Annotated in this window: 26 protein-coding genes, 2 pseudogenes and 2 riboswitches; of the genes and pseudogenes, 22 read left to right on the forward strand and 6 right to left on the reverse strand. The window is 42.6% G+C overall.

What is annotated here, in order from left to right; genetic code table 11:
- Positions 1-11: 11 nt before the first annotated feature.
- The 6 genes from NL644_RS06645 to NL644_RS06670 all read left to right on the forward strand — a co-directional run bounded on the left by NL644_RS06645 (position 12) and on the right by NL644_RS06670 (position 5117).
- The gene (locus tag NL644_RS06645) at positions 12-1865 is read left to right on the forward strand and encodes an MFS transporter (RefSeq protein WP_253658204.1); all 1854 of its coding nucleotides are present in this window, start codon (positions 12-14) and stop codon (positions 1863-1865) included.
- Between the two features lie 117 nt (positions 1866-1982).
- Positions 1983-2600 (forward strand): triacylglycerol lipase, encoded by a 618-nt coding sequence (locus tag NL644_RS06650; RefSeq protein WP_253658205.1) that lies wholly within the window; start codon positions 1983-1985, stop codon positions 2598-2600.
- Between the two features lie 104 nt (positions 2601-2704).
- Positions 2705-2845, forward strand: a riboswitch (FMN riboswitch).
- Between the two features lie 113 nt (positions 2846-2958).
- Positions 2959-3615 (forward strand): 3,4-dihydroxy-2-butanone-4-phosphate synthase, encoded by a 657-nt coding sequence (gene ribB / locus NL644_RS06655; RefSeq protein WP_006741191.1) that lies wholly within the window; start codon positions 2959-2961, stop codon positions 3613-3615.
- 104 nt (positions 3616-3719) lie between these two features.
- A complete protein-coding gene (locus tag NL644_RS06660; protein WP_046875857.1) occupies positions 3720-4265 on the forward strand; it encodes a glutathione peroxidase in 546 nt (181 codons plus the stop codon).
- Positions 4266-4275: 10 nt separating this feature from the next.
- Complete coding sequence (locus NL644_RS06665) at positions 4276-4719, forward strand: DUF3429 domain-containing protein (RefSeq protein ID WP_005396352.1); 444 nt, start codon at positions 4276-4278, stop codon at positions 4717-4719.
- A 152-nt stretch (positions 4720-4871) separates the two neighbouring features.
- The gene (locus NL644_RS06670; RefSeq protein ID WP_005373664.1) at positions 4872-5117 is read left to right on the forward strand and encodes a hypothetical protein; all 246 of its coding nucleotides are present in this window, start codon (positions 4872-4874) and stop codon (positions 5115-5117) included.
- A gap of 70 nt (positions 5118-5187) precedes the next feature.
- On the opposite strand, the gene NL644_RS06675 is transcribed toward NL644_RS06670, so the two are convergent.
- The gene (locus NL644_RS06675; protein WP_048624810.1) at positions 5188-5787 is read right to left on the reverse strand and encodes a thiol:disulfide interchange protein DsbA/DsbL; all 600 of its coding nucleotides are present in this window, start codon (positions 5785-5787) and stop codon (positions 5188-5190) included.
- Positions 5788-5870: 83 nt separating this feature from the next.
- Entirely contained in the window at positions 5871-6251 is a 381-nt protein-coding gene (locus NL644_RS06680; protein WP_074190469.1) for a hypothetical protein, read from the reverse strand.
- 284 nt (positions 6252-6535) lie between these two features.
- On the opposite strand from NL644_RS06680, the gene NL644_RS06685 reads away from it, so the two are divergent.
- The 10 genes from NL644_RS06685 (at position 6536) to NL644_RS06730 (ending at position 15662) form a co-directional block, all read left to right on the forward strand.
- The gene (locus NL644_RS06685; protein WP_005396349.1) at positions 6536-6832 is read left to right on the forward strand and encodes an isoamylase early set domain-containing protein; all 297 of its coding nucleotides are present in this window, start codon (positions 6536-6538) and stop codon (positions 6830-6832) included.
- 214 nt (positions 6833-7046) lie between these two features.
- Positions 7047-7760 carry a response regulator gene (locus NL644_RS06690; protein WP_253658206.1) on the forward strand — a complete coding sequence of 238 codons (714 nt, stop codon included), beginning with the start codon at positions 7047-7049 and terminating at the stop codon, positions 7758-7760.
- Positions 7760-9055 (forward strand): ATP-binding protein, encoded by a 1296-nt coding sequence (locus tag NL644_RS06695; protein ID WP_176319179.1) that lies wholly within the window; start codon positions 7760-7762, stop codon positions 9053-9055. Before NL644_RS06690 ends, NL644_RS06695 begins: the two co-directional genes overlap by 1 nt.
- Before the next feature lie 117 nt (positions 9056-9172).
- Entirely contained in the window at positions 9173-9565 is a 393-nt protein-coding gene (locus NL644_RS06700) for a glycine zipper family protein (RefSeq protein ID WP_253658207.1), read from the forward strand.
- A 143-nt stretch (positions 9566-9708) separates the two neighbouring features.
- Positions 9709-10065 carry a diacylglycerol kinase gene (locus tag NL644_RS06705; RefSeq protein ID WP_012842368.1) on the forward strand — a complete coding sequence of 119 codons (357 nt, stop codon included), beginning with the start codon at positions 9709-9711 and terminating at the stop codon, positions 10063-10065.
- A gap of 22 nt (positions 10066-10087) precedes the next feature.
- Complete coding sequence (locus NL644_RS06710) at positions 10088-11743, forward strand: phosphoethanolamine transferase (RefSeq protein ID WP_253658208.1); 1656 nt, start codon at positions 10088-10090, stop codon at positions 11741-11743.
- Positions 11744-11866: 123 nt separating this feature from the next.
- Positions 11867-12799 (forward strand): Gfo/Idh/MocA family protein, encoded by a 933-nt coding sequence (locus NL644_RS06715; RefSeq protein ID WP_193448252.1) that lies wholly within the window; start codon positions 11867-11869, stop codon positions 12797-12799.
- 224 nt (positions 12800-13023) lie between these two features.
- Complete coding sequence (locus NL644_RS06720; RefSeq protein ID WP_005373685.1) at positions 13024-13455, forward strand: YccF domain-containing protein; 432 nt, start codon at positions 13024-13026, stop codon at positions 13453-13455.
- 632 nt (positions 13456-14087) lie between these two features.
- Entirely contained in the window at positions 14088-14426 is a 339-nt protein-coding gene (locus tag NL644_RS06725) for a hypothetical protein (protein ID WP_006741201.1), read from the forward strand.
- 387 nt (positions 14427-14813) lie between these two features.
- Complete coding sequence (locus NL644_RS06730; RefSeq protein WP_114323389.1) at positions 14814-15662, forward strand: patatin family protein; 849 nt, start codon at positions 14814-14816, stop codon at positions 15660-15662.
- Positions 15663-15805: 143 nt separating this feature from the next.
- On the opposite strand, the gene NL644_RS06735 is transcribed toward NL644_RS06730, so the two are convergent.
- Positions 15806-16654 carry a pirin family protein gene (locus NL644_RS06735; RefSeq protein ID WP_114323390.1) on the reverse strand — a complete coding sequence of 283 codons (849 nt, stop codon included), beginning with the start codon at positions 16652-16654 and terminating at the stop codon, positions 15806-15808.
- A gap of 391 nt (positions 16655-17045) precedes the next feature.
- Between NL644_RS06735 and NL644_RS06740 the strand changes: the two genes are divergently transcribed.
- The 5 genes and pseudogenes from NL644_RS06740 to NL644_RS06760 all read left to right on the forward strand — a co-directional run bounded on the left by NL644_RS06740 (position 17046) and on the right by NL644_RS06760 (position 19951).
- On the forward strand, positions 17046-17255 hold the full coding sequence (locus NL644_RS06740) for a cold-shock protein (RefSeq protein ID WP_005396336.1): 210 nt from the start codon (positions 17046-17048) through the stop codon (positions 17253-17255).
- A 240-nt stretch (positions 17256-17495) separates the two neighbouring features.
- The gene (locus tag NL644_RS06745) at positions 17496-17705 is read left to right on the forward strand and encodes a hypothetical protein (protein ID WP_114323391.1); all 210 of its coding nucleotides are present in this window, start codon (positions 17496-17498) and stop codon (positions 17703-17705) included.
- A 50-nt stretch (positions 17706-17755) separates the two neighbouring features.
- Entirely contained in the window at positions 17756-17896 is a 141-nt protein-coding gene (locus NL644_RS06750) for a PA3496 family putative envelope integrity protein (RefSeq protein ID WP_005396335.1), read from the forward strand.
- A gap of 249 nt (positions 17897-18145) precedes the next feature.
- Positions 18146-18245, forward strand: a riboswitch (purine riboswitch).
- A gap of 89 nt (positions 18246-18334) precedes the next feature.
- Positions 18335-19348 (forward strand): annotated as a pseudogene (locus NL644_RS06755) (adenosine deaminase).
- 129 nt (positions 19349-19477) lie between these two features.
- Positions 19478-19951 carry a peroxiredoxin gene (locus NL644_RS06760; protein ID WP_005396331.1) on the forward strand — a complete coding sequence of 158 codons (474 nt, stop codon included), beginning with the start codon at positions 19478-19480 and terminating at the stop codon, positions 19949-19951.
- Between the two features lie 51 nt (positions 19952-20002).
- On the opposite strand, the gene NL644_RS06765 is transcribed toward NL644_RS06760, so the two are convergent.
- The 3 genes from NL644_RS06765 to yghU form a co-directional block, all read right to left on the reverse strand.
- Positions 20003-20410: an SPOR domain-containing protein gene (locus tag NL644_RS06765; RefSeq protein WP_006741205.1), complete on the reverse strand. Its 408-nt coding sequence runs from the start codon at positions 20408-20410 to the stop codon at positions 20003-20005.
- Between the two features lie 214 nt (positions 20411-20624).
- On the reverse strand, positions 20625-21794 hold the full coding sequence (locus NL644_RS06770) for a D-alanyl-D-alanine carboxypeptidase family protein (RefSeq protein WP_053807949.1): 1170 nt from the start codon (positions 21792-21794) through the stop codon (positions 20625-20627).
- Between the two features lie 1197 nt (positions 21795-22991).
- Positions 22992-23849 carry a glutathione-dependent disulfide-bond oxidoreductase gene (gene yghU / locus NL644_RS06775; RefSeq protein ID WP_006741427.1) on the reverse strand — a complete coding sequence of 286 codons (858 nt, stop codon included), beginning with the start codon at positions 23847-23849 and terminating at the stop codon, positions 22992-22994.
- Positions 23850-24103: 254 nt separating this feature from the next.
- Here yghU and NL644_RS23090 point away from each other — a divergent pair.
- Positions 24104-24214 (forward strand): annotated as a pseudogene (locus tag NL644_RS23090) (dihydrofolate reductase); the annotation flags it as partial.
- Positions 24215-24258: the final 44 nt, after the last annotated feature.

The raw sequence follows: 24258 nt of genomic DNA on the forward strand, positions 1-24258 counted from the left end.
TCGGGGCCAGCATGTTTTTCTCAAAACGCTTTTTTCCTTACTTTGTGACGCAGTGTCTTGGCGCACTCAATGACAACATCTACAAAAACGTTCTGTTATTGATGGTGACATACAGCCAAATTGATAACTTACCAATATCCGTTAATCTATTTGTTAATTTGGCGGCAGGCTTATTCATCCTACCTTTCTTTCTATTCTCTGCGCATGCTGGTGCCGTCGCTGACAGCATGGACAAAGCCAAATTAATACGACGTCTAAAGCTCATCGAGCTGGCTATCATGTCTTGCGCAGCAACCGCTATTGCGACCCAAAGTGCTATGCTGATGCTGGTTCTGCTGTTTATGACAGGCACTCAATCGGCCTATTTTGGTCCCGTAAAATACGCCTTGCTACCACAAGCACTCAAACCAAATGAGCTTGTTAAAGGAAATGCTTGGGTTGAAATGGGCACGTTCCTTTCGATTCTTATAGGTACGCTTAGCGCAGGCCTGCTGTTAGCCATTCCTAATGGTACCTTGATTGCTTCTTGTGTCGTTATTGCCTTGTCTTTGCTCGGGTTTATGAGCAGTGTGAACATTCCAACGATGCCTAGCCAATCGACTGACAAAGCGAAGTTTGAACCGATTTCTGGTTTAAAAAACACGTTAAAAGTGGCAAAAAAACAGAGAGGCATTTGGATGTCTATTCTAGCCATCAGTTGGTTTTGGTTCATGGGTGCGACTTACCTGACTCAATTCCCTAACTTTGCGCGTGAACATTTGTTTGCAGACAGTACTGTCGTTTCTTTACTGTTGGCATTATTTTCCATTGGTATCGCGATAGGCTCTTGGTTGTGTGAAAAACTTTCTTTCAACCACGTTGAGCTTGGTATTTTGCCATTCGGTATCCTTGGTCTGACCGTCTTTGGCGTCGACTTGCTATGGGCAGTCCCAAGTTATCCATCACTTCCGGTGCACTTTTATGATGTGCAAAGCTTCGTTGCCGAATCCAAACATCTGCGCGTCATGATTGACCTGTTCCTTGTTGGTGTAAGCGGCGGTATCTTTATTGTTCCTCTTTATGCATTCATCCAATCGCGTTCAAACAAAGGGGAATGTGCACGTGCCATTGCTGCCAACAACATCATGAATGCGTTGTTTATGGTGGTGTCTGCTTTGGTTTCGATCGTTGTACTCAGCGTACTAGAGCTTTCTATTGTGGAACTGTTTGCCATGATGGCAATAGGCAACTTCTTCGTGGCAATCTATGTCTATCGTCAAGTACCGGAATTTACACAACGCTTTATCAGTTATTTACTCAGCCATTGTATGTATCGTGTGTCAGTAAAGGGGCGCCAACATATTCCTGAACAAGGTGCTGCGTTAATCGTGGCTAACCATGTTAGCTATGTCGATGCGTTGATTTTGATGGGAACCTCTACTCGCCCGGTTCGTTTTGTGATGGACAAGTCCATCAGCGAGCTGCCTGTTCTTAAATATGTTTTCCGTCATGCCGGTGTTATCCCGATCTGTTCTCCACGTAAGTGTGCCGACACTTACCGTCGAGCATTTGAACAGATTGAACAAGCGCTTAACGACGGTGAGGTTGTCTGTATCTTCCCTGAGGGTCGTTTAACGTCTAACGGTGAATTGGGTGAGTTTCGCCCTGGTGTGGAAAAAATCCTTGAACGTAATCCTGTTCCTGTCATCCCTATGGCGTTAAAGGGGCTTTGGGGTTCTTTTTTCAGCCACAAAGGCGGACATGCTCTCACAAAACGACCGACTCGTTTTTGGTCAAAAGTGGACGTTGTTATTGGTGAAGTGTTAAGCCCAGCTTCTTTAAATCGTCATCAATTGCAACAACAAGTACAGGATTTACTGGGCTAATACGCTTGCTATACCGATCAAACTTTTCAGCAAAACGTAAATATGCACCACAAAGCACAAGTAGTTCTTTGTTAATTAGAGTAGGATATCTACAACGTCATAAATCTAGGAGGTATTATGAAAATCATCATCTTACATGGTCTTTATATGCATGGGCTGGTCATGCAGCCTCTTAGCCAAAAGCTGCGAAAGCTCGGATACGAAACGCAAGTACTCAGCTATAACACTGTTGCTATCGATGAGTCTTCACTGTTTGATTCTATTGACCATTCGCTTAACCCACTGACCGCAAACGTGCTCGTGGGGCACAGCTTGGGAGGCTTGATGATTAAGCGCTATCTCGCCAACAGACAACCGAGCACCAGCTTAATCTCTCATGTTGTCGCTATCGGTTCGCCTCTTAAAGGCGCGTCCATAGTAGGTCGGATTCAAGATCTCGGATTGGGTGCAATTTTAGGCAATTCGCCACACCACGGATTAAACAAACATGATGACGCTTGGGATTTCCCTCAAAAACTCGGCAGTATCGCAGGAACGATGCCGATTGGCGCTCGCCCATTGTTGATCCGTAATGACAACACCATGTCGGACGGTACGGTTACCGTAGAAGAGACAAGACTGGACGGTATGCAAGATCATATCGAAGTGAAGCAAACGCATACGAGCCTGATTTACAACACCTTCGTGCCACAGCAGATTGATCACTTTATTCGCACAGATTATTTCCGTCGATAGCACACTTTTCCATCATACAGATGGAATCGACTTTCCAAGCTATTCAGTTCGCAGTACTATCCTAGCTCCACTTCCTCACAACTTGGATGAAGTGGCACATTTTTAATTGTTCTCAGGGCGGGGCGAAATTCCCCACCGGCGGTATACTTTTTCAAGTGAGCCCGCGAGCGCTCGATTCGTCGAGGTCAGCAGATCTGGTGAGATGCCAGAGCCGACGGTTATAGTCCGGATGAAAGAGAATAAGAATACACCAGCATAGCGAGTCAGATTGCTAAGAGTGCTGGTGCACTTCTTTTTGATCGTATTTTACGACGATCTCTCATACCGCCCTGATTCTGGTGAAATTTAGGAGTTAACCATGAATCAGTCATCACTACTTGCCGAATTCGGCGACCCAATTACTCGCGTTGAAAACGCACTTATCGCTTTAAAAGAAGGCCGTGGCGTACTTCTTCTTGATGATGAAGATCGCGAAAACGAAGGCGATATCATTTATTCAGTCGAGCACCTCACCAACGAGCAAATGGCGTTGATGATCCGCGAATGTAGCGGCATCGTTTGTTTATGTTTAACAGACGCTCAAGCAGACAAACTGGAACTGCCTCCAATGGTGGTAAACAACAACAGCGCGAATCAAACTGCATTTACGGTTTCTATTGAAGCGAAAGTTGGTGTAACAACGGGGGTTTCAGCAGCAGATCGCGTGACGACCATTAAAACGGCGGCAAACCCGCATGCGAAACCTGAAGATCTTGCTCGCCCGGGCCACGTATTCCCTCTGCGCGCACGTCCAGGTGGTGTAATGACTCGCCGTGGTCACACAGAAGGTACGATTGACCTGATGCAAATGGCAGGGCTTCAACCCGCTGGCGTACTATGTGAAGTGACCAACCCAGATGGCACGATGGCAAAAGCACCTGAGATCGTTGCGTTTGGTCGCCTGCACAACATGCCAGTGCTGACTATTGAAGACATGGTGATGTACCGCAACCAGTTCGAATTAAAACTGGCATAATTAAATCCCAGCTCTGAAAGAAGCCGCGCATTTGTGCGGCTTTTTTGATCGATTCTCTTTGCACTTGAGTAGTTATACTTGTTGAAAACAAAGGGAACAACACCATGAAAGGATTACTGAAACTCGTCGCGCTCGTTGGCTTTATCTCCATGAATTCGCTTACTCTTGCATCTGAGTGCCCTGATATTCTTCAAGGTAAGCAAAGGTTGTTAAACTCAACAGAAGAAGTCGATCTATGCGAAAGCTTTAAGGGAAAGACACTACTAGTCGTCAATACAGCAAGCCAGTGCGGCTTCACTCCTCAGTTCGAACAGTTAGAAACCCTCTATCAAACTTACAAAGAGCAAAACTTCACCGTTATCGGTTTCCCGAGTAATGACTTCCGACAGGATAGAGGAAGCGAAACAAACACAGCGAAAGTCTGTTATCTCGATTACGGGGTCACCTTTCCAATGATGGCTCGCTCCTCAGTATTAGGCGTAGATGCAAACCCCGTATTCAGCGAGATTACTAACCAAGCTGGCATCAAACCAAAATGGAACTTCTATAAGTTTCTAATTAGCTCTGAAGGCAAAGTTATTGCCACTTTTCCAAGCTCCACATCACCGACAAGTACTACGCTTACCAATATGATAGAGCAACAATTGTAAGGTGACGACCATGACAACACGCTCAACCATGCTACAACTCGGTTACTTAGGTCTGGTTCCATTTGTGTTTAGTTTAGGGCTGATTTTCACTGACATCTCACTGTTCAATTTAAGTGGCCAGCAATTTTTCATCGCATACAGCGCCGTTATATTAAGTTTTTTATCCGGCATCCTTTGGGGTAACGGCATTGAGCATTACTACCACCGCCTTAGCAGAAATATATTAATTCTCAGCAACCTTTTTGTCTTACTTGCTTGGGGCGCATTACTGCAGGGTCACAAACATTACGCGGTCGCTACCCTACTCTTAGCAATTGGGTATCTTGCTGTTTGGTATGCAGAAAAACTCGTGAGGAAAGTCGAACAAGACGCCGAGCCCAAGGGATATCAAGGAATGAGGAGCAAACTGACCTTCGGCGTAATCGTTATGCACGGATTGGCTTTAGTTTCATAACCTGGTCTGTCCAGTACTAAGATCACAAAAAAACGTCTTTTTATAAAACAATGTTCATTTCGTGAATGCACACATATTTTGAACACTGTTTTGTTTCATTTATGAAGCAATCCACATATAAGTAATTCAAAGCATTCACAAAGGATATGAATATGTTTTTTCGCAAACTTTTGTTTAGCACTGCGATGATCAATGCAACGACAGGTTGCGTGTCTTACCAGGCACAACAAGCCGCCGCTCAAACAGTAAATAATACAGGAGCCGTGCTTACCAATGTGATTAAAACTACGATTGCTCAGCCATGTAATGTTGCAATCACTGCTGCTAGCTTGTTTTATCCGCATGCCATATTTATGACTAGTGTTCCGACTCAAGCATGTACAAGCGTTCTTAGATAATACGAGTGTGATAAGCATAAAAAATGGCGACTCTACCGTCGCCATTTTTAAGCATCAATGCTATTTACAGTTACAGCGTCAATAAGTAATTAACTAATTGATTGTACTCGTCGTAAGTACGAATTTCGTTGGCCAAAACAATGTATTTATTGTTCACAACCACACCCGGAACCCCTCTCAACGTGCTAGCAGAGAATTGCTTATCAAAACCTTTCTGCATTGAGTTTACGGCGAAACTGTTGTACGCCGCATCAAACTTCTTACCTTCTACGCCATTATCAACGAAGAGCTGTTTCAGCTCAGCTTCATCTTTTGGCGCTTGTCGCTTTTGATGAATTTGGGCAAACATGGCAGGAATCATTGTATCTTCAACCCCGAGCGATACCATCGTCGCGTAGGACTTGGCCATCGGAATCGCCATATCTCCGCCCATGAATCCCACATGTACCTTTTCAAACTTTGCCTCTTTTGGCAGAGCAGGTTTTAAACGCTCAATAAGCGACTCAAACTTGTAGCAATGTGGGCAATAAAAAGAAAAGAATTCCGTCACAACAGGTTTCGATGCTTTCTTAACATCCAGAACTTTGTAGTGCTTCCCTTCTTCAAATTGCGCTGCGTGAGCGGTAAAAGTCAGTAAAAGTGCACTACATAAGGCAAGTATTTTTTTCATTGTTTATTTCCTTGTGGCATTCAAATGCCAAATCATTTCATTTGGTAAAAAGGGGGAAACCCCAAGTAATTTGAGATGAGGAATTAAACAATCGGAGGACGATAAAGCTTGGTGATCACTGTCACTACTTTTTCGACTAAAGGCCTATCAATCAATGCAAGGCTGTAAGGAAGAAGCAGTAAGTCGTTTTGAGATAAGTTGGCAGGAATTTTGACCATGCAGGAAGAGCTACAACTCGTGTGAGATTGTTGTGCCTTATTGATGGCTGACTCATCGTGATGTAATTCTACGCAGTCGTCATTGACGCCAAGTTGTTTGTGCAGAGCAGCCTGTTGAACAATAATATCGCGTACTTCAATTGTTTTCACCGGGGCTGAAGCCTTTGCCATAGGAGCGACACTGCTCAAAAGCATAGCGGCTAAACAAACTATCGCGGTCAACAATGTACGGTTAAACTTCAACATAGCTACATCAACAAAAATGGTGATTTAAGATAATACATGATAACGATTTGACTTCAAGATACGGACTCTGAGTTCCGCCTCGCCTAAAAACTTGGTACGTTAACGGTTCTATATCCTTGAGGCTTCTCAATACCGCTCCCCTCTCACAAGAACTCATAGCGATTAAGCTATTCATCATTTAGATAGTTCTTCACCTGATACCAGCGACAATTCGATAAAACTTGAAATCGTTATGAAACACGAGTAATAGTTAGAACAGTTTTTGTACGAACAAGGAAAGATCAATGCTTAAAAAGAGATTCTTTAAGACAAAAGATGAAGTTGAAGTCACGTTCGAGCTAGATAAAGACCAGTGGGACTCCATTCATATTGCTGGGGATTTTAACAACTGGCAGCCAGAACCGATGAAATTAGTGAAGAAAAGCCGTCAATTTAAATTTAAAACGCGCTTACCTAAAGAGCAGAATGTTCAGTTCCGCTACTTGCTCAATGATGCAAAGTGGGAAAACGACCCTCAAGCCGACGCTTATGTTCCCAATGCTTTTGGCAGCGACAACAGTGTCGTGTGCACCACCGAATAAAACGTAAGTTCACTCTAATATTCCATATTAAGGCGCAACAGTTGCGCCTTTTTTAGACACTTCATAATGTGATTAATGATTAAGTTTGAATCATTACTTGGGGTATTTATCGAATCAACTCATCCGATAACCTTATTCTGAGAAAGCTTTATTTGAAATAATTCGTAAATTTGTTTAAGTTCCAGTGATATTAAATATTGTATACATCACTCAAATGAACGCACAACAAGTCAAACCATCTTTAATCATTGTGGAAGACGATCCCAAATTACAAGCTATGCTGGGAGAGTATTTTGTTGAACAAGGTTTCCAGGTCAAATGTATCGACAACGGGACAGACGCACCGGAAGCGATTATTGACACACAGCCAGACGTGGTTTTGTTAGATTTGATGCTACCTGGACAAGACGGCCTGAGCGTATGTCGTCATATCCGTGAATGCTACAAAGGCAAAGTGTTGATGCTGACAGCGAGTGATGACGACTTCGATCACGTCGCCGCATTAGAAATTGGCGCCGATGACTTTGTTACCAAGCCAATCAAACCTCGCGTGCTACTGGCGCGCATTCGCATGCTATTGAGAAGAAAAGAGGCAGCCTCTACCGAGTCCGAAAACGGTCTACAAATTGGAGTGCTGTGTTTAAACCGATTACGTAAATCATGCGTCATGAACCAGGAAGAAATTGCGCTGACTGACGGTGAGTTCGATTTATTATGGGTTCTCGCAACACACGCAGAAAAAACACTCTCACGTGAGTGGTTAACGAAAACACTACGTGGTATTGAGTACGACGGTACAGATCGCACCATTGACAACCGTATTGTGACATTAAGAAAAAAATTAGGCGATGCCTCTTGCTCTCCACAAAAAATCATCACGGTTCGCGGCAAAGGCTACCTATTTATGCCTGATGCATGGAATGAATAATGAGACGGATTTATCTGGAAAGCTTTGTCGGTCTTATCATTCTATTTATGGTGAGTTTGTGGGGTTACGAATTCTTGGTCTATGAGATCAACACAGATTACGATTACCTGCTACAAGAGCAAGAAGGTCAAGCTTTCCACGATCTTATCTATCCTATCTACGAAGAGCACGGACTAGAATACACTCAACAACAGCTTGAGCAATTTGCCACGTCCAGCCATCGCTTGTTGATTCCTCACACGCTCGAAGAACTTCCAGAGGACATCAGAAAAGCATTTGAAAGTGACACCTCTGTTAACGTGGCTTACGACGAAGAAAGGGATATATGGTTCCGCCTAGATGCGGACACCCCTATTTTCAAAATGATCGATGATCCGGATAGCTCAGTTATTCAGGCGATTAACTTTGATGACAACATTGTATGGTTATTCTTTTTAGCCGGATTTGCTCTGTATTGCATACTGCTGATCTGGTTTTTGAGTCGTCGAATTCGTGAGTTAGAAAGAGTCACGGTCGAGTTTGCTTCAGGCAACTTCAAAGCACGAGCAAGCACCTCAAGCGCCAAATCCGTTGGGACACTGAACAAAAGCTTTAATACGATGGCTGACAAAGTTTCTCGCCTGATCACTAGCAATAAAATGCTGACCAATGCAGTTGCGCATGAATTACGCACTCCTATTTTTCGTTTACAGTGGCAAGCTGACTTGTTATCGGACTCTACATTAACCGAACAACAGAAAAAGCATGTACGTAGTATCGTCGAGGACATTGACGAGATGGAAGACATGGTTGAAGAGCTGCTTTATTACGCCAAAATGGAACGCCCAGATACGGCGTTGCAAACAGAAAACGTAGCACTCGCCAAGTTAGTTAATGAGTTAAAACAGAGATGGCAAAAAGAGACCAAATTATCTATCTCAGTCAATGAAACAAACTCTGAAAACGCGCGCGCATTCGCCGATCCAAAACTGCTAAAACGTGCTTTGGATAATCTGCTACGCAATGCAATGCGATACGCAAATACTCAAATTATGGTTGAGATAAAAAGTGATCAGCAAAGCTGTTTAATCCATGTACATGATGATGGTATAGGTATAGAAGAGCAGCATTGGCCTCACCTTTTTGAAGCATTTTATAGCGCGGATGAATCCCGAAACAAGAACACGAGTGGATTTGGGCTCGGTTTGGCGATCGTCAGGCAGATAATGGAACTTCAACATGGTGAGGTTTCGATTTCTCATAGCCCACTTGGTGGTGCTTGCTTCACACTTCGTCTTCCAAAATCAGACAGTTAAGTTAACGTCTTTCCTCCTTTACAGAAGACGACACTTCAATACACTCCAGCGACAGAGCTCAACAATAAAACAGTGTACATTTAATCCATAAATTCACAGAACAAATGGATAATACTCATGTACAAACCTTTTATTCTGGTTATGACGTTTGCCTCTACTCTTAGCGCTTGTACTTATAATCAAAAGCCTGTTGTCGACATGACCAATGTTGATCCTGCTAAATATGAACAAGATTTTCTTTATTGCCAAGGGTATGCGGACAACGTAGACAAAACGGAAGCTGCAAAATCTGAAGCCGCTAATGGCGCAGTTACAGGTGCACTAATTGGGGCAGCAGCTGGAGCGCTAGAAAGCGGGATAGGTGGGGCTGCTGTGGGTTCCGCTGCAGGCGGTGCTGTAGGAGCAGGGGCCGGAGCGTTGAGTGGAAGCAATGACTCCACCAAAACACAATCTCTTGTACTGCGAAAATGCCTTCAGAATAAAGGCTATACCGTCTACGACCTTGATTAATTCAACTCTTTTTTCTTATTCAAACCCTATATCGTTGTGTGATGAATGCCATTCACAAATGTTTCACGCAAGAACGATTAGTCTCTTTTCATCGTTTGGATAGATGCACAATCTAAATTATTAAGCTGTAGTAAGGTCATATTTTGAAGCCAGGAAAAACAGGTCTACGCCGTGTCATGGATGCGACCGGCTATTCATTTCAGGGATTGAAAGCCGCATGGAAATACGAAGCCGCCTTCAGACAAGAATTGATTCTAGCCTTAGTGCTTTCCGTCTGTGCTTTTTTCCTTCCAGTCACCACATTTGAAAGAGTACTGATGATCAGTAGCCTGTTATTGGTCCTGATCGTCGAACTTATTAATTCCGCCGTAGAAGCGGTTGTCGACCGTGTTAGCGATGACTGGCACGAGCTCAGTGGTAGAGCCAAAGATATCGGCTCGGCTGCAGTATTTGTTGCGCTCACTCTTGCCCTTTTTGTTTGGGCTTCGTTCTTGCTCTAATTTTGATTCAAGACATTTACTTATGAAGACACATAATTTGCAACAAAAAGGTATCTCGTACGTTACCTTTACTTTCTTGTTGGCACTCTATTTCGCGCTGGTTGTAAACATTCCTATTTACAAAGAGCTGAATGGTATTTTTTCAAGCCTAGATAATGTCAAGATTGGTTTTATTATTACGATACCCATTTTCTTTCTTGCCGCGCTCAATTTCCTTTTTAACTTATTTAGTTGGCCTTGGGTTGGAAAACCATTCTTTATTACTTTGCTCATAATTTCGAGTATGGTGAGCTACGCAAGTTACAACTATGGCACGCTTTTCGATTCTGGAATGATTGCTAATATTGCTGAAACCGATTCCAGCGAGGCAAGCTCTTACCTGAGTACTTATTCTGTCATCTGGACGCTACTTATGGGGGGCGTCCCTGCGATGATTGTCTATAAGGTCAAGTTGCAATCTCAGCGCCACCAATTGCTGTATTTTTCTCTCACGAAGTTGGTGTCGATGTTGTCATCTCTTGCAGTAATTGCTGTTATTGCCAGTGTTTACTACCAAGACTATGCATCTGTCGGTCGCAATAACAGCTATCTGAAAAAAATCATTATTCCCACTCAATTCGTTTACAGCTCGACTGGGTATGTAAAGGAGAAATACTTCACCACGCCAGAACCGTACCGCGAGATTGGAATCGATGCAAAGCAGTCAGATAGCGCAGTAAAGCAAGCACAGAACAAGCCGACACTACTGGTGTTTGTTGTCGGAGAAACCGCTCGAACGCAGAACTACCAACTCAATGGCTATAAGCGAGAGACAAACCCTTACACCAGTAAGCTGGGTGTGATTTCATTTCAAGAGGTTGCGTCTTGTGGCACTGCAACTGCAGTATCTGTGCCTTGCATGTTTTCTCAGCTCACGCGAAGCGAGTTTGAACGGACCAAGGCAGATAACCAAGATAATGCTCTCGACATCATGCAGCGCGCTGGAGTTGACCTCATCTGGAAAGAAAATGATGGCGGAGACAAAGAAGTCGCCCACAAGATCAAGAAAATTGAAGTGAACCGAAAGCAAGCAAGTCCTCTGTGTAACGGTCAAACCTGTTACGATATGGCGCTGTTAGATCACTTTGATCAAGAAGTTGCGGATATGCACGGCAATCGCGTTGTCGCCATGCATCTTATAGGAAGCCATGGTCCTACCTACTTCCAGCGTTATCCTAGAGACAAAGCGTTTTTCAAACCAGACTGCCCACGTGCAGATATAGAAAACTGTAGCGTCGAACAAATCGTGAATACGTACGACAATACGATACGCTACACTGATCTTGTGTTGGCAGAAACCATCAACAAACTCAAAGCATTAGAGTCTCAATATAATACCGCTCTCATCTACGTATCGGATCATGGTGAATCATTAGGCGAAAACGGATTGTTCTTACATGGCATGCCTTACGGCCTTGCACCAGACTTCCAAAAACGTGTTCCTTTGCTCATGTGGCTATCTTCCGGCTTTAAGCAAGTGAAACAAATCAACACCGACTGTTTGTCGAATGAAGCGCAAAAGGCAGGCCAGTACTCACATGATAACGTGTTCCACTCTTTATTAGGCGTTATGGATGTACAAACCCAAGCCTACGACGGCAAGTTAGATATATTCAAAGATTGCCGCACGACTTCCTAAGTGGACCAACAAAGCCTGACTCAAAATGTGAGTCAGGCTCTTTTCTAACAAGGCATTTAAACTCATCAACTTGCCAAGCGTTATACTACAACCTGCCATCCATACATCGAAATAAGGACTAGGATGAAAATTGGTATTATTGGTTTAGGAGATATTGCTCAGAAAGCATACCTTCCCGTTATCACTCAGCTTCCAAATATCGAACTTGTATTTTGTACACGCAACGCAAATGCACTTGAGAGTCTGGCTAAGCAATATCGAATCTCAGAGACCTGCCAAGACTACCAGCAGCTTCTGCACTTTGGCGTAGATGCTGTCATGATTCATGCGGCAACAAGCGTACATCCTCAAATCGCAGCATTCTTTTTGCAGCATGGAATCCCAACCTTTGTCGACAAACCATTAGCGGACAATGCTGATGACGTGGAAAAACTGTACGATATTGCCGAAAAAGAAAAACAACCACTTTATGTGGGCTTCAACCGACGTCATATTCCGCTTTACAACCAACACATGCCAGAGGTACAGCAAGGCAACATTTCTGACCTAAAATCGCTACGCTGGGAAAAGAACCGTCACCAACTACCAGGCGATATTCGTACCTTTATATTTGATGATTTTATTCACCCATTAGACAGTATTAACGTGACAGCCAAAACCGATTTAAAAGAGGCTTACATAACGCATCAGCTTGAGGGTGACCAATTGGCGCGTTTAGACATTCAGTGGCAACACGGAGATACTTTACTCCACGCTTCGATGAATCGTCACTTCGGTGTGACTGTGGAGCGCGTTCAAGCTTGTTATGCTAACAAAGCAGTGGAATTCGACTCTTTCGTTGAAGGGAAACGATGGCAAGCGAACCAAGAGCAAAAAATCAATTTGAAAGATTGGACGCCAATGCTGACGAGCAAAGGTTTTCATGCGATGTTGCTCGACTGGTTTAGCGTCGTTGAATCTGGAAAAATCGCTAGTGAAGTAGTGAAACGCAACATTGCTAGCCATCAGTTAGCAGAGCAAATTTGTCAATATATCGAGAAAGTTACCTCTAGGTAGCTTAATTCTTGGCTATGTGCTTAATCGAGTATTACGCTCTATACTAAAACAAACGTAGCTTCAGAGAGTCATTCATTCTCTGTTAATACTTATGCGGCTATTCTATCAAGCAAGTGAATGAGGGAACGGCTCACGTTCATTAACGGATCGGTTGGTGGTTTTAGTTTTACATTACGATCCCCTCAGGAACCAGCATCATCACATTCAAGAGTAAAGGAAATAGAATGAGAACACTCGGTAACATCATTTGGTTTGTATTTGGTGGCGTATTTATGGGGTTGCTATGGTGGTTTTTCGGTATCTTAGCCTTTATTAGCATCATCGGAATACCTTGGGGGCGTGCGTGTATCGTTATGGGTAATTTTTCCTTTTTCCCATTCGGAAAAGAAGCCATTTCACGCGATGAATTGACCAATGAAATGGACATTGGTACGAGCCCTCTAGGCGTTATCGGTAACGTCCTTTGGTTTGTCTTTGCAGGCCTTTGGTTAGCAATCGGTCACGTACTTTCCGCCGCAGCGTGTTTTGTAACCATCATTGGTATTCCGTTTGCACTCCAACACCTGAAGCTTGCGGTTATTTCACTCGCACCAATTGGTAAAACGGTTGTGTCGTCAGAAGAAGCTGCAATGGCTCGGTACAATATCAACCGCTAACAAACAGCCAATATACTTTCTATCCTCTGGGCAGTATTGCTCAGAGGGCAACTCCCGTCAAAAGTAAGCCTATTATCGCTATCGCATATTCAATAATGGTTGATTGTATATCCATACCGTCACCTTTAAGTTGAAGTTCACCCTAGCTCTGTACTACTTTACTTTTTATTAATCAATGGATTAGCTTAACCCTCCAAGCTCACCCACGCTCAAAAATCAGTATTATTTCTACTCCTCCAAATTGAGTTCATTTACGAAAAGTCGAACTATAAGCATAGTTGATATTAATGATTTTTGACGATAAATAACTCACACCAATCCAGCGATAGTTCCAGCGTTTACTTTTTCTCAGTAAACGCAAGCCGTTACGAAAGCGGGTTTCTTCCCGAGCAAAGCCACCACTTCGCATCACTATCGCTTTTCTTTAAAAGGCAACAAATATTCGTTGTTATCTTGAGTAAATTATTTTGTTTGTCGCATTTAAGTTCAATCAATATTATTCGCGACATCAGAGAAATAGATCATTGAGCTCCTTAGCATTTATCACAGACATAGAACGTAAAGCCCCTTTTTTGCTCGTTTTTCTTTTTACAAATGTTCTAACTCAACGTCTATTCAGACAGGAATACACCGTGGATAAATATCAAGCTGCTTATGCCAAACGTCTAGAGAAGTTAAAGGGTAATCAATCTCCAAAAACGATAGCCCGTCTTTCGGCTTGGGAGGCATTTCTTAACAAAGAGTACGAACTCCAAGACTTAGAATACCAACTATCAGACGCAGCACACCTACACTATGAACAATCTCATGTGAAAAATGATATTTCTTTTAAGGCGTTCAAGCGGGCGTTCTATAACGAATCCATCAAAATCTACAACCTAACCGATGGCGCCTCTATACAGAAAGTATTCACTCCGCTGCTCGCATTAACGACAGTTTGGGTGCTATTTATCTGCTTTTTTGACAAGTGATCATCACTTTTATTAGAACAATAAACTTAGGGCGCTTGCATCATGATTCCAAGCGATAACCAGACGCACAACGCCCCACTTAAATATAAAAAAGGAGTTTGATCTTGTATGTCTAAGATGACACTTCTTTTAATTACAACAACGATCAGTATCGGAATTACAGGCGCCGCTTTCTGTGTGGGAGTGACATATTTATCCAGTGCGCTTTCACTAAATGAGCTGCTCAATAACCTGTAACTCCCTAGGCTTAATATGAAAAGGGCATCCATCGATGCCCTTTTCTTTTACTTAAGGAGATGCCCTAGCACTTAGGACCACTTGGGTATAAAACTGTTATGCGTTAAGCTGCATTCTATTCATCCAATAGGTAAAGAATGGAACACAGTGATGGAACAAGTAGGAGAGCGTGCGTTGATTGTCGAAGGTGGTGCGATGCGAGGTGTATTTTCTTGCGGCATACTCGATCATTTTCTCGCTAACGATTTCTCTCCATTTGATAGCTTTTGGGGCGTATCGGCGGGCGCAAGTAACTTGGCGGCGTATTTAGCTAAAATGCCCGGGCGCAACTTAAAAATCTATCTCGATTACAGTTTAAGGAAAGAATTCATCTCACCATCTCAGATTCTACGTGGCGGCGATATGATGAACTTAGATTGGATGTGGAACGTCACTCTCGAAGAGCTTGGTATCGACAAATCCGCACTAAAAGCGGATTCGAGACCTTTCTTTTTAGGCGTAACACGTCAAGACAATGGCCAAGCCGAGTACCATACTCCTAATATCGACGAGCTCGCAGAAACAATGAAAGCCAGCAGCGCGCTTCCCGTACTTTACCGAAATGGTGTCTTACTGAACGGCACCCGATACGTTGATGGTGGGGTTTCTGATGCCCTTCCTGTCGCAGAAGCAATAAAGCGAGGAGCCAAAAAGATTATGGTTTTACGCAGCCAACCCTCCAGCTATCAAAAGCCGAAAGGAAAGTTCAGCGCGCTAACCAAACGGATGTTGAAAGAAACGCCAGGATTAATTGAGCCGATGTTGACGCGTGAAGTTCGCTACAATCAAACTTTAGCACTGATCGACAATCCACCATCGGGAGTCGAAATCATCCAAGTGTGTCCTCCCGAATCATTTAAATTAAAACGATTGAGTCGCTCGCCAGTACCATTGCGTCAAGCTTATGAGTTAGGTATTGAAGCAGGAAAAGAAGCCATCATGCGATGGAATCAGAAGTAGAAAAAAGCCACGTGGATTCGACGTGGCTAACGCAAATTCGATGGCAGTGGATTATCGTATTTGCTTCTGGTCGAGCCCAATAGTCAGGCTCAAAACTGTTGATAACTGCGCTACTCACAGAAAAGGGAGTTAGGATGCTGACGCTAGTAGGTTTCAAACAATCCTGAATTGTAGTCTTGGATTGCTTGTTCTATTTCTTCCATGCTATTCATTACAAAAGGGCCATAGTGAACCACTGGTTCATTGATTGGTTCGCCAATAAAAATCAGAGCACCACTCTCCTTTTCGGCTTGTAATTCAACCCATTCACCTTTCGATAGAATCGCCATTTCGCCTTGATTGATCTCACGATCTTTTAACTGAACACGACCTTTATAAACGTAGATCATCATGTTGTGGTCTTGCTCCGTGGTCAAATTCAAAGCGTGGCCAACCATCGCTCTCCAATCGGCCACCGTGGCAGCAACACCTGTTTCTGTTAGAGGCCCCTGAATACGTTCGTTGTTTATAGTCAGATGACCAGCAATCAAGCGCACAACGCCCGAGCTTTGAGTTTCGAATTCCGTTATCGTTTCAGGTTGAAAGTCATGATATTGAGCCGGTGCCATCTTATTTTTCGCAGGCTGGTTTATCCAAATTTGGAAACCATGCAATTCACCTTCCTGCATAATAGGCATCTCACTATGAATGACGCCTCTTCCTGCCGCCATCCATTGAGCGCCACCAGAACGAAGCTCACCAACATTATCCATGTGGTCACGATGCTGGAAATGACCTTTCAACATATAAGTAAGCGTCTCGATGCCGCGATGCGGATGAGGAGGAAAGCCACCCACATAATCAGCACGGTCGTCAGACTTAAGTTCATCCATCATCAAAAATGGAGAAAAGCTCGCATTATTAAACCCTGCTACTCGACGAATTTTCACTCCGTCACCATCAGCAGTGGGTTGTGATTGAATAAGCTGACGAATTTCTCTGAATGTGCTCATACTATTTCTCCTCGTTTACCTTTGTGGCCGCTTGCAAACCGCATGTTCAGCCATGGCTATCGATATGGTTCTATTTTAGATTGAAGAAAAATAATCATGAGCCTTGCTATTTGAGCTACTTATTCAAATTTTTCGAACAGCCCACTTATCCAAGCTGTCGACATATATTTAAAAATAAGTGTAGCTATTTCCTAAACAAGGTGTATAGTAGGCCTTGGCTCTTAGAAGAGAGCTGTTAATGCAACATTTAGTTTAAGTTTCCTCTCAGAAAAATCTTGAATCCCCCAATTCAGACACCTGCGTACAACTTCCTCTTGATTGAACATTCAATAGCTTAGAAAAGATCCACAAAACAAATTCAAATTTTAATGTTTAATTCAAAGGTATTTTTATGTCTAAAGTAAACGGCTCAGTAAAATGGTTTAACGAAACTAAAGGCTTTGGCTTCCTATCTCAAGACAACGGTGGTCAAGATGTATTCGTACACTTCAACGCTATCGTTTCTGACGGTTTCAAAACACTGACTGAAGGTCAGAAAGTAAGCTTCAACGTAGAGCAAGGTAAAAAAGGTCCTCAAGCGACTGAAGTAACTCCTCTATAAGACTGCTTTTCTTGGTGTAGCATGCCCATGCTGCACCAAATCTCTCTCCTTCAAAAATATTCTCACTTTAATCACTCAGCCTAATATCAGGCATTGCTTTGTGCTACCTAAAATAAATAGGATAGTACTGCTTAATTTATTATTTATAGGAAAAATCATGTCCTCAAAAAGAACAGGCCGTCAAAGGCATTGGTATCAATTACTTAACAAAGACAAAATCACTAAGAAACAGGAGAATAAATGTTAGAAATTGAATTTAATCTAGAACAACCTCACACCTCTTGGAACGCTAAAATACATCAATTAAATGGTGATATTTTACGAAGGCACGTATTACCTAAGCTTCATTCTCATAGCTACATTATCGATTTTGAATATTGTGAGAAAACGCAATCTGGAACTATTCTCTGTGATTCAGGTTCAAAGTTAGGAAGTTTTACTGTTAACTAATTCAGTTTTCATGCATTAATGAATGATGCAACTAATTTGGAAGGTGTCCAATGGCTAGAAAAAGTAAGAAGCAAGCAGAAAAAGACAAAAAAGAGTCTGAGCAAAACGCGGCGGCGGTAAAACAAAAAACGCGACGCCGTATAGAAGACATTATGGAACAAAGAGAATTTGACAAGTTATTTGATCTATAAGCTATCCTTGACTCTTTCAATTCTCTCTCTGCTCCATCGTTGTGCAAGGTACCGCCACCTACCTTTGCTCAAACGAAGCCTCACTCTTTTCCTCGCTTATAACAACACGATAAGCCTCGTTCACGCTCAAAAACCAATTTGCTCCTCTATACCCAAGTGACTTATACGGTTGCCAGTTACTTTTCTTAGAAAAATCCTTCGACTACTGACAACTAGGTTATTTGCGTATAGCCAAATTGAGAATTTTGCGTATAATCGCCTCGTTTGCTTCGTATAACCCCAATGATATGGTTTGGGGGTCTCTACCAGTTCCCGCAAAGTGCTGATTACGAAGAGTTGAGATCATCGTGGGTCTTACTCTTTGTGATAGCGTTCGATTTATTCTTATCTATACCTATTCTTAGAGTAACTGCATCCACAATACACATAAGGTGGAATATGAACGCATTTATTCAAGGTCTTCCAAAAGTAGAGCTGCACTTACATATCGAAGGTTCACTTGAACCAGAACTTCTCTTCAAGTTAGCACAACGAAACGGTATCGACATTCCTTACTCTTCTCCGAGTGAACTACGCAGCGCGTATCAGTTCGAAGACTTACAGTCATTCCTTGACCTTTATTACCAAGGGGCGGATGTTTTGCGTACAGAGCAAGACTTTTACGATCTCACTTGGGAATACTTACTGCACTGTAAAGCGGATAACGTTATTCATACCGAAATCTTTTTTGACCCACAAACGCATACATAGCGCGGAATTGACTTTGACACCGTTAACCACGGGATCGCTCGCGCACTAAAAGATGGGTACGAGAAGCTCGGCATTACTTCACAAATCATTGCGTGTTTCCTCCGTCACCTTTCAGAAGAAAGCGCCATGGAGACTCTGCAAGCCGTTCTGAAACACCGTGATAAGATCATTGGTGTCGGTCTAGATTCTTCAGAACAAGGCCATCCACCAGCTAAGTTCAAACGAGTATTTAAACAAGCGGTAGAAGCAGGCTTACTGACTGTTGCTCACGCAGGTGAAGAAGGCCCCGCACAAAACATTACCGATGCAATTGAAATGCTTCACGTCAGCCGCGTGGATCATGGTGTTCGCTGTGTTGAGGATGAAGCATTAGTCGAGTCGTTAATTGAAAGCAAAATGCCACTGACGGTATGTCCATTATCGAACCTTAAATTGTGTGTATTTGACGATATGAACGATCACAATATTGTCGAGCTACTGCGCAAAGGGGTCGCTGTGACAATTAATTCGGACGATCCAGTATACTTTGGTGGTTACATGACAGATAACTTTTTAGCCGTCAACAACGCACACCCAATGAGTAAGAATGAACTAGCTCAATTCACAATGAATGCGATTGATGCTAGCTTCATCGATAATGAGTTGAAAGCGAAGTATCGCCATCTCGTTAGTCAATACGTAAGTCAGCATGAAGCGTTGTAATAAAGCCATCAGTGCTACATCTTGGGTCAAACACTTAGGTGCTAAAACCTTACAAAAGCTCTGTGGTTAACCGCATTTATAAGCGCTAGACTGAGAAAGCTAAACTAGCACACAAAAAGGAATAAAATCATGATTCAACAAGGCCAAGCTCTACCAGTTGCGACTCTAAGCGAATTGACTGCCGATGGTATGGTTAACCACGACGTTACTGAGCTGTTTGCAAACAAGAAAGTCGTACTCTTCGCTGTACCTGGCGCATTCACCCCAACGTGCTCGGAAGCTCACCTACCAGGCTATGTGGTATTAGCCGACGAGTTGAAGGCAAAAGGTGTTGATTTAATTGCGTGTGTTTCTGTAAACGATGCATTTGTGATGCAAGCTTGGGGCGAAGCTCAAAACGCTTCAGAAATCCTGATGTTGGGTGATGGCGACGCAAGCTTTACTAAAGCATTGGGTCTTGAAATGGATACCGGCGGCTTTGGTGGTATTCGCTCACAACGCTACGCCATGATCATTGAAAACGGCATTGTGACCAAACTTAACGTTGAAGAACCAAAAGAGTTTGAAGCAAGCAAAGCAGAAACGATTTTAGCGGCGCTTTAAGCTTACCCTTAGATACAAAAAACGGAAGCCATCGCTTCCGTTTTTTGTTGGCTAACGCATTCTCACAACACTCGTTTGTTGCTTACGCTGCATTTCCGCAAAAGTCAGCACAAATGGGGATGATTGCTTTACGCGGCTCGGCAGTGAAGAAAGCGCATTGTAGGCATCCTGTTTCGTTTTAAAATCGCCAACAGTTACCGTATACCAACGCGTGCCTCGGCTGTTTTTCCAGTTAACCCAAACCGGATGCTTAGGATCGATATAACGAATGTAATCTTTCACATCTTTTTCTTGCTTTAGCGCGAGTACCTGCATCGTGTAATGGTTTGGGTTTAAATAACCATACGCATCCTGAGAGGTCATTACTCCAACACATTGGCCACTATCGACCTGCTGCTGGTAAGGCATAGCGCAGCCCATGAGCGATAAAATCAATGTCAAAGATAAAATCTTGTGCACGTGTCACTCCATTTTTGTTCTAGTTTCTTTTTTCTCGCACTCAAAAACACAAAAACGCTTCTAATTAGGCGAAAATAGCCCCTTACAAGAAGGTCCGATGTTTTAGCGCAACGAGTATTCCAAAAAAGTAAGGCGACCACGTTGGCCGCCTTAGTAAATTGATTTAATAGAACAATAACAAGATAGAGTGATAATGGCAGAAGTTAGCTGTTTTTTAGAGCCAACTCGCGACCAATTGTTTAAACCAGTCTAAAATTCGCTTGAATAAGCTGCCTTCTTCCACTGATTCCAACGCAACAAGTTCGGCTTCATTCACAACTTTACCTTCGACTTTGTAAAGCACTTTACCAACCACTTGTTGTTGAGAAATTGGCGCTACCAAATCGCCATTATATTCAACTTCAGCTTGTAGCTTTTTCACATCCCCTTTTGGTAAAGTGAGATAAACGTCATTGGCCACGCCTACTTTAAGCTCATCTTGTTCGCCCATCCAAACTCGAGCGTTCGCAACTTCCGTTCCTGCCTCGGTTGGCATTACCGTATCGTAAAAGCGGAAGCCATAACTTAGTAGTTGTTTGCTTTCGGATTCACGGATATTCTCACTTTTTGCTCCCATCACAACAGCAATTAAACGCATGTCACCTTGAGTCGCTGAAGTCGCTAGACTGTAACCAGCACCGCTTGTATAACCAGTTTTCATACCATCGACATTCATACTGCGATCACGAAGCAAACCATTGCGGTTATATTGCGTAATGCCGTTGTAGGTAAACGAGGTTTCGCTATACAGTGGGTAGATATCAGGTAAGTCACGAATAATAGCTTGACCCAACTTGGCAATGTCATAAGGTGTTGAATATAAACCGTCACTGTCTAGACCATGAGGGTTGGTGAAAGCCGTGTTAGTTAATTCAAGCTTAGCAGCCCAACTATTCATCAAGCTTACAAACCCTGACTCACTACCTGCGACATGTTCAGCAATGGCCACACTAGCATCATTACCTGATTGAACAACCAGGCCACGGTATAAGTCAGATAAAGAAACGGAAGTATTGACTTCAATAAACATCTTTGAGGAATCTGGGAAGTTTTTTGCCCAAGCATTTCGGCTAATGACGACCTCATCATCCAAAGTAATATTACCTGCGTTAATTTCTTGACCAGCCACATAAGCCGTCATTAACTTCGTTAAGCTCGCAGGATTTAGCCGTTTATGTGCATCACGTTCAACCAGCACTTTCCCAGTGTGAAAGTCCATCAAAACATAGCCACGAGAACTGAGTTCCGGTGCATTTGGCACAACCGTTGGTGCTGCATAAGCCAACGAAGATACAGCAGCGAACCCTGTAATTAACACTGTGTTTAATATAGTACTTTTTCTCATCATGACATCTTATCTTAGTAGCATTTAAGGCTTACAAACGGTACCCGAATGAATTCAAAGCGCAGGGTTACCTAGGTAAAGAGCGAGTATATTGAAACGGCGCTCAGTTACAGCCACCTTGTTACGATTAGTTACTTTTACTCAATGTTTGTCGAGAATAATGAGAGGTAGGTAGAGCTTTCGTCTAGAAAGATGAGACAAGAGGCGAGAAATCATGCCGTTATGCTATGTAATTAGTGTTCAGAGAAAAAACCGTACAAGCCAGATCTAAAACTAAGCTTGTACGAGAAAAGATAGCTAAAAATTTTATCACTATCTAACTAGGGGCAACTAAGAAAATCTACAATTCAATTAATAATCCGAACTAATAATTTACTAACCAATGCTTCATCTCGGTCATAACAACATAATAATTTATTGTCAGAATTTCAGATAAAAATAAAAATTTAATTTATATATAACCTAAATATTATCTATTACTAGACAGGAGAAAAGTATAATTTCCCTTTCTTAAAACTAAGGGAGGCTTTTTTCGATGCCTTTGAGTTTGTATCGTCATCAGTAAACTGAGTGTAACAATGAGGGATAAGGCATCCGGCTTTAGCACGAAAAGATAAGCCACTGTTATTTAAGTTCACTCTCTGCTTTTTTATCACTAAAGACTTTAAATTTCGGTTACCTTCAGTTTGTATAGCAATTCTTTCACGTACCCCAACCCAGTACGAATCAAACGACGACATTATACATATCCTCTTTCATGGTATAAGCAGTTGTAATTAAACATTGCTCAAAGCTAGATGTAGAATTCAGTAAATTATTTAAATTTTATTTATCTATAAATTTTAATTTAAATAGATTAACCTGCACATTCCACACAAAATAAAAGGTTATGTCAAAGATTAATTATCATTAAGTTTATTTATACTAGATATAAAATTAAGTTATAAATTTAAGGTTATCTAAAGTATAAATTTTTAGAATATCATCAGCTAATAGTTAATAGAAATGCAGAGGGCTTGTTGAATATGAAAACGACAAATAGAAGCAAAGAACTATCTATAGATTGAATAATCTTCAACGGGGTTACAATTCAAATAAAAGTAGCGCATCTAGTAAGATGCGCTATGGATTTGATCAGTTTTGGAGTATGAGTTCGGATGAAAACAAACTTACTTGAAGTGACTGAGCCAAGGTTGCTTATGGTTTAAGCTTCAATACCTTATCAATATCTTCTGCGCTGTGACGTTCAGGTAACTGCTCCCACTCTTCTCCCCATGAGCGATTCACAATACGACCACGCTGGACAGCTTCTCGCTCATCAATCGCTTTCGCCCAACGCACAACGTTTTTGTAGCTTTCTACATCTAAGAATTCAGCCGCATCGTAAGCACGACCCAGTACAAGGTTGCCGTACCATGGCCATGTTGCGATATCAGCGATACTGTACTCATCGCCACCTAGGAATTCATTGTTTGCGAGGCGCTTGTCTAATACATCTAACTGACGTTTTGCTTCCATTGTAAAACGGTTGATTGGGTACTCGAACTTCTCTGGTGCGTACGCGTAGAAGTGACCAAAACCACCGCCTAGGTATGGCGCAGAACCTTGCAGCCAGAATAACCAGTTCATTACCTCAGCACGCTTAGCGCCTTCTTTTGGTAAGAAATGATCAAACTTCTCAGCTAGATAAAACAAGATGTTGCCAGATTCAAACACGTTCACTGGCTCAGAACCCGAACGGTCAACCAATGCCGGAATTTTCGAGTTTGGGTTAACAGCTACAAAGCCAGAACCAAACTGGTCGCCGTCACCAATCTTGATCAGGTATGCATCATATTCTGCTTCTTTTACGCCTGCCGCCAGAAGCTCTTCAAACATGATCGTTACTTTCTGGCCGTTTGGAGTCCCCATGGAATAAAGTTGGAATGGGTGTTCCCCAACAGGCAATTCTTGCTCATGACGAGCGCCTGAGTCCGGGCGGTTAATGCTCGCCCACTGGCCACCGTTTTCGTTATCGTTTGTCCAAACTTTTGGTGGAATGTATTCGTTAGCCATTGTTATCCCTTATTGTGTTTGAATGCATTATCAAACTGGCAAACTCAGTGCGCCAGCAAGCATGATGAAGTAACCCACCGCATTCGATAAATGGGCATACCCAAGATATTAGGCCGGAATCTTCAAATAAAAGTCCTGACCTTTCACTTAATTAGAACCTTTGGTTATGGGATTTTCTTTCACGCTATAAGGAAAAACGTTGTGTTAATGTGAGTTAGGTTCGAGATGCTAACAATAATGAGTAAGCCCAACTCGGCGGCGCACCTCTGTTTGGTGATTTAGAACAACCGCTTAACTTTACAGTCACTAAGAGCGAAGTAGTGTTAGATACTTTGGTTCAGAAGACTTACGTACGTGAAAGATAGTTAGGTTAGATAGTTAAAAAGAAAAACGCCCTTCACTGAGTCAA

It is taken from the genome of Vibrio sp. Y10_XG_PY6 (genome assembly GCF_024181795.1).
GTDB lineage: Bacteria > Pseudomonadota > Gammaproteobacteria > Enterobacterales > Vibrionaceae > Vibrio > Vibrio diabolicus.

Excerpts from the sequence above, each read along its gene's own strand:
- NL644_RS06645 (WP_253658204.1), top strand. The coding sequence starts at position 12 with ATGTTTTTCTCAAAACGCTTTTTTCCTTACTTTGTGACGCAGTGTCTT.
- NL644_RS06650 (WP_253658205.1), top strand. The coding sequence starts at position 1,983 with ATGAAAATCATCATCTTACATGGTCTTTATATGCATGGGCTGGTCATG.
- ribB (WP_006741191.1), top strand. The coding sequence starts at position 2,959 with ATGAATCAGTCATCACTACTTGCCGAATTCGGCGACCCAATTACTCGC.
- NL644_RS06660 (WP_046875857.1), top strand. The coding sequence starts at position 3,720 with ATGAAAGGATTACTGAAACTCGTCGCGCTCGTTGGCTTTATCTCCATG.
- NL644_RS06665 (WP_005396352.1), top strand. The coding sequence starts at position 4,276 with ATGACAACACGCTCAACCATGCTACAACTCGGTTACTTAGGTCTGGTT.
- NL644_RS06670 (WP_005373664.1), top strand. The coding sequence starts at position 4,872 with ATGTTTTTTCGCAAACTTTTGTTTAGCACTGCGATGATCAATGCAACG.
- NL644_RS06675 (WP_048624810.1), bottom strand. The coding sequence starts at position 5,787 with ATGAAAAAAATACTTGCCTTATGTAGTGCACTTTTACTGACTTTTACC.
- NL644_RS06680 (WP_074190469.1), bottom strand. The coding sequence starts at position 6,251 with ATGTTGAAGTTTAACCGTACATTGTTGACCGCGATAGTTTGTTTAGCC.
- NL644_RS06685 (WP_005396349.1), top strand. The coding sequence starts at position 6,536 with ATGCTTAAAAAGAGATTCTTTAAGACAAAAGATGAAGTTGAAGTCACG.
- NL644_RS06690 (WP_253658206.1), top strand. The coding sequence starts at position 7,047 with ATGAACGCACAACAAGTCAAACCATCTTTAATCATTGTGGAAGACGAT.
- NL644_RS06695 (WP_176319179.1), top strand. The coding sequence starts at position 7,760 with ATGAGACGGATTTATCTGGAAAGCTTTGTCGGTCTTATCATTCTATTT.
- NL644_RS06700 (WP_253658207.1), top strand. The coding sequence starts at position 9,173 with ATGTACAAACCTTTTATTCTGGTTATGACGTTTGCCTCTACTCTTAGC.
- NL644_RS06710 (WP_253658208.1), top strand. The coding sequence starts at position 10,088 with ATGAAGACACATAATTTGCAACAAAAAGGTATCTCGTACGTTACCTTT.
- NL644_RS06715 (WP_193448252.1), top strand. The coding sequence starts at position 11,867 with ATGAAAATTGGTATTATTGGTTTAGGAGATATTGCTCAGAAAGCATAC.
- NL644_RS06720 (WP_005373685.1), top strand. The coding sequence starts at position 13,024 with ATGAGAACACTCGGTAACATCATTTGGTTTGTATTTGGTGGCGTATTT.
- NL644_RS06730 (WP_114323389.1), top strand. The coding sequence starts at position 14,814 with ATGGAACAAGTAGGAGAGCGTGCGTTGATTGTCGAAGGTGGTGCGATG.
- NL644_RS06735 (WP_114323390.1), bottom strand. The coding sequence starts at position 16,654 with ATGAGCACATTCAGAGAAATTCGTCAGCTTATTCAATCACAACCCACT.
- NL644_RS06740 (WP_005396336.1), top strand. The coding sequence starts at position 17,046 with ATGTCTAAAGTAAACGGCTCAGTAAAATGGTTTAACGAAACTAAAGGC.
- NL644_RS06745 (WP_114323391.1), top strand. The coding sequence starts at position 17,496 with ATGTTAGAAATTGAATTTAATCTAGAACAACCTCACACCTCTTGGAAC.
- NL644_RS06750 (WP_005396335.1), top strand. The coding sequence starts at position 17,756 with ATGGCTAGAAAAAGTAAGAAGCAAGCAGAAAAAGACAAAAAAGAGTCT.
- NL644_RS06760 (WP_005396331.1), top strand. The coding sequence starts at position 19,478 with ATGATTCAACAAGGCCAAGCTCTACCAGTTGCGACTCTAAGCGAATTG.
- NL644_RS06770 (WP_053807949.1), bottom strand. The coding sequence starts at position 21,794 with ATGAGAAAAAGTACTATATTAAACACAGTGTTAATTACAGGGTTCGCT.
- yghU (WP_006741427.1), bottom strand. The coding sequence starts at position 23,849 with ATGGCTAACGAATACATTCCACCAAAAGTTTGGACAAACGATAACGAA.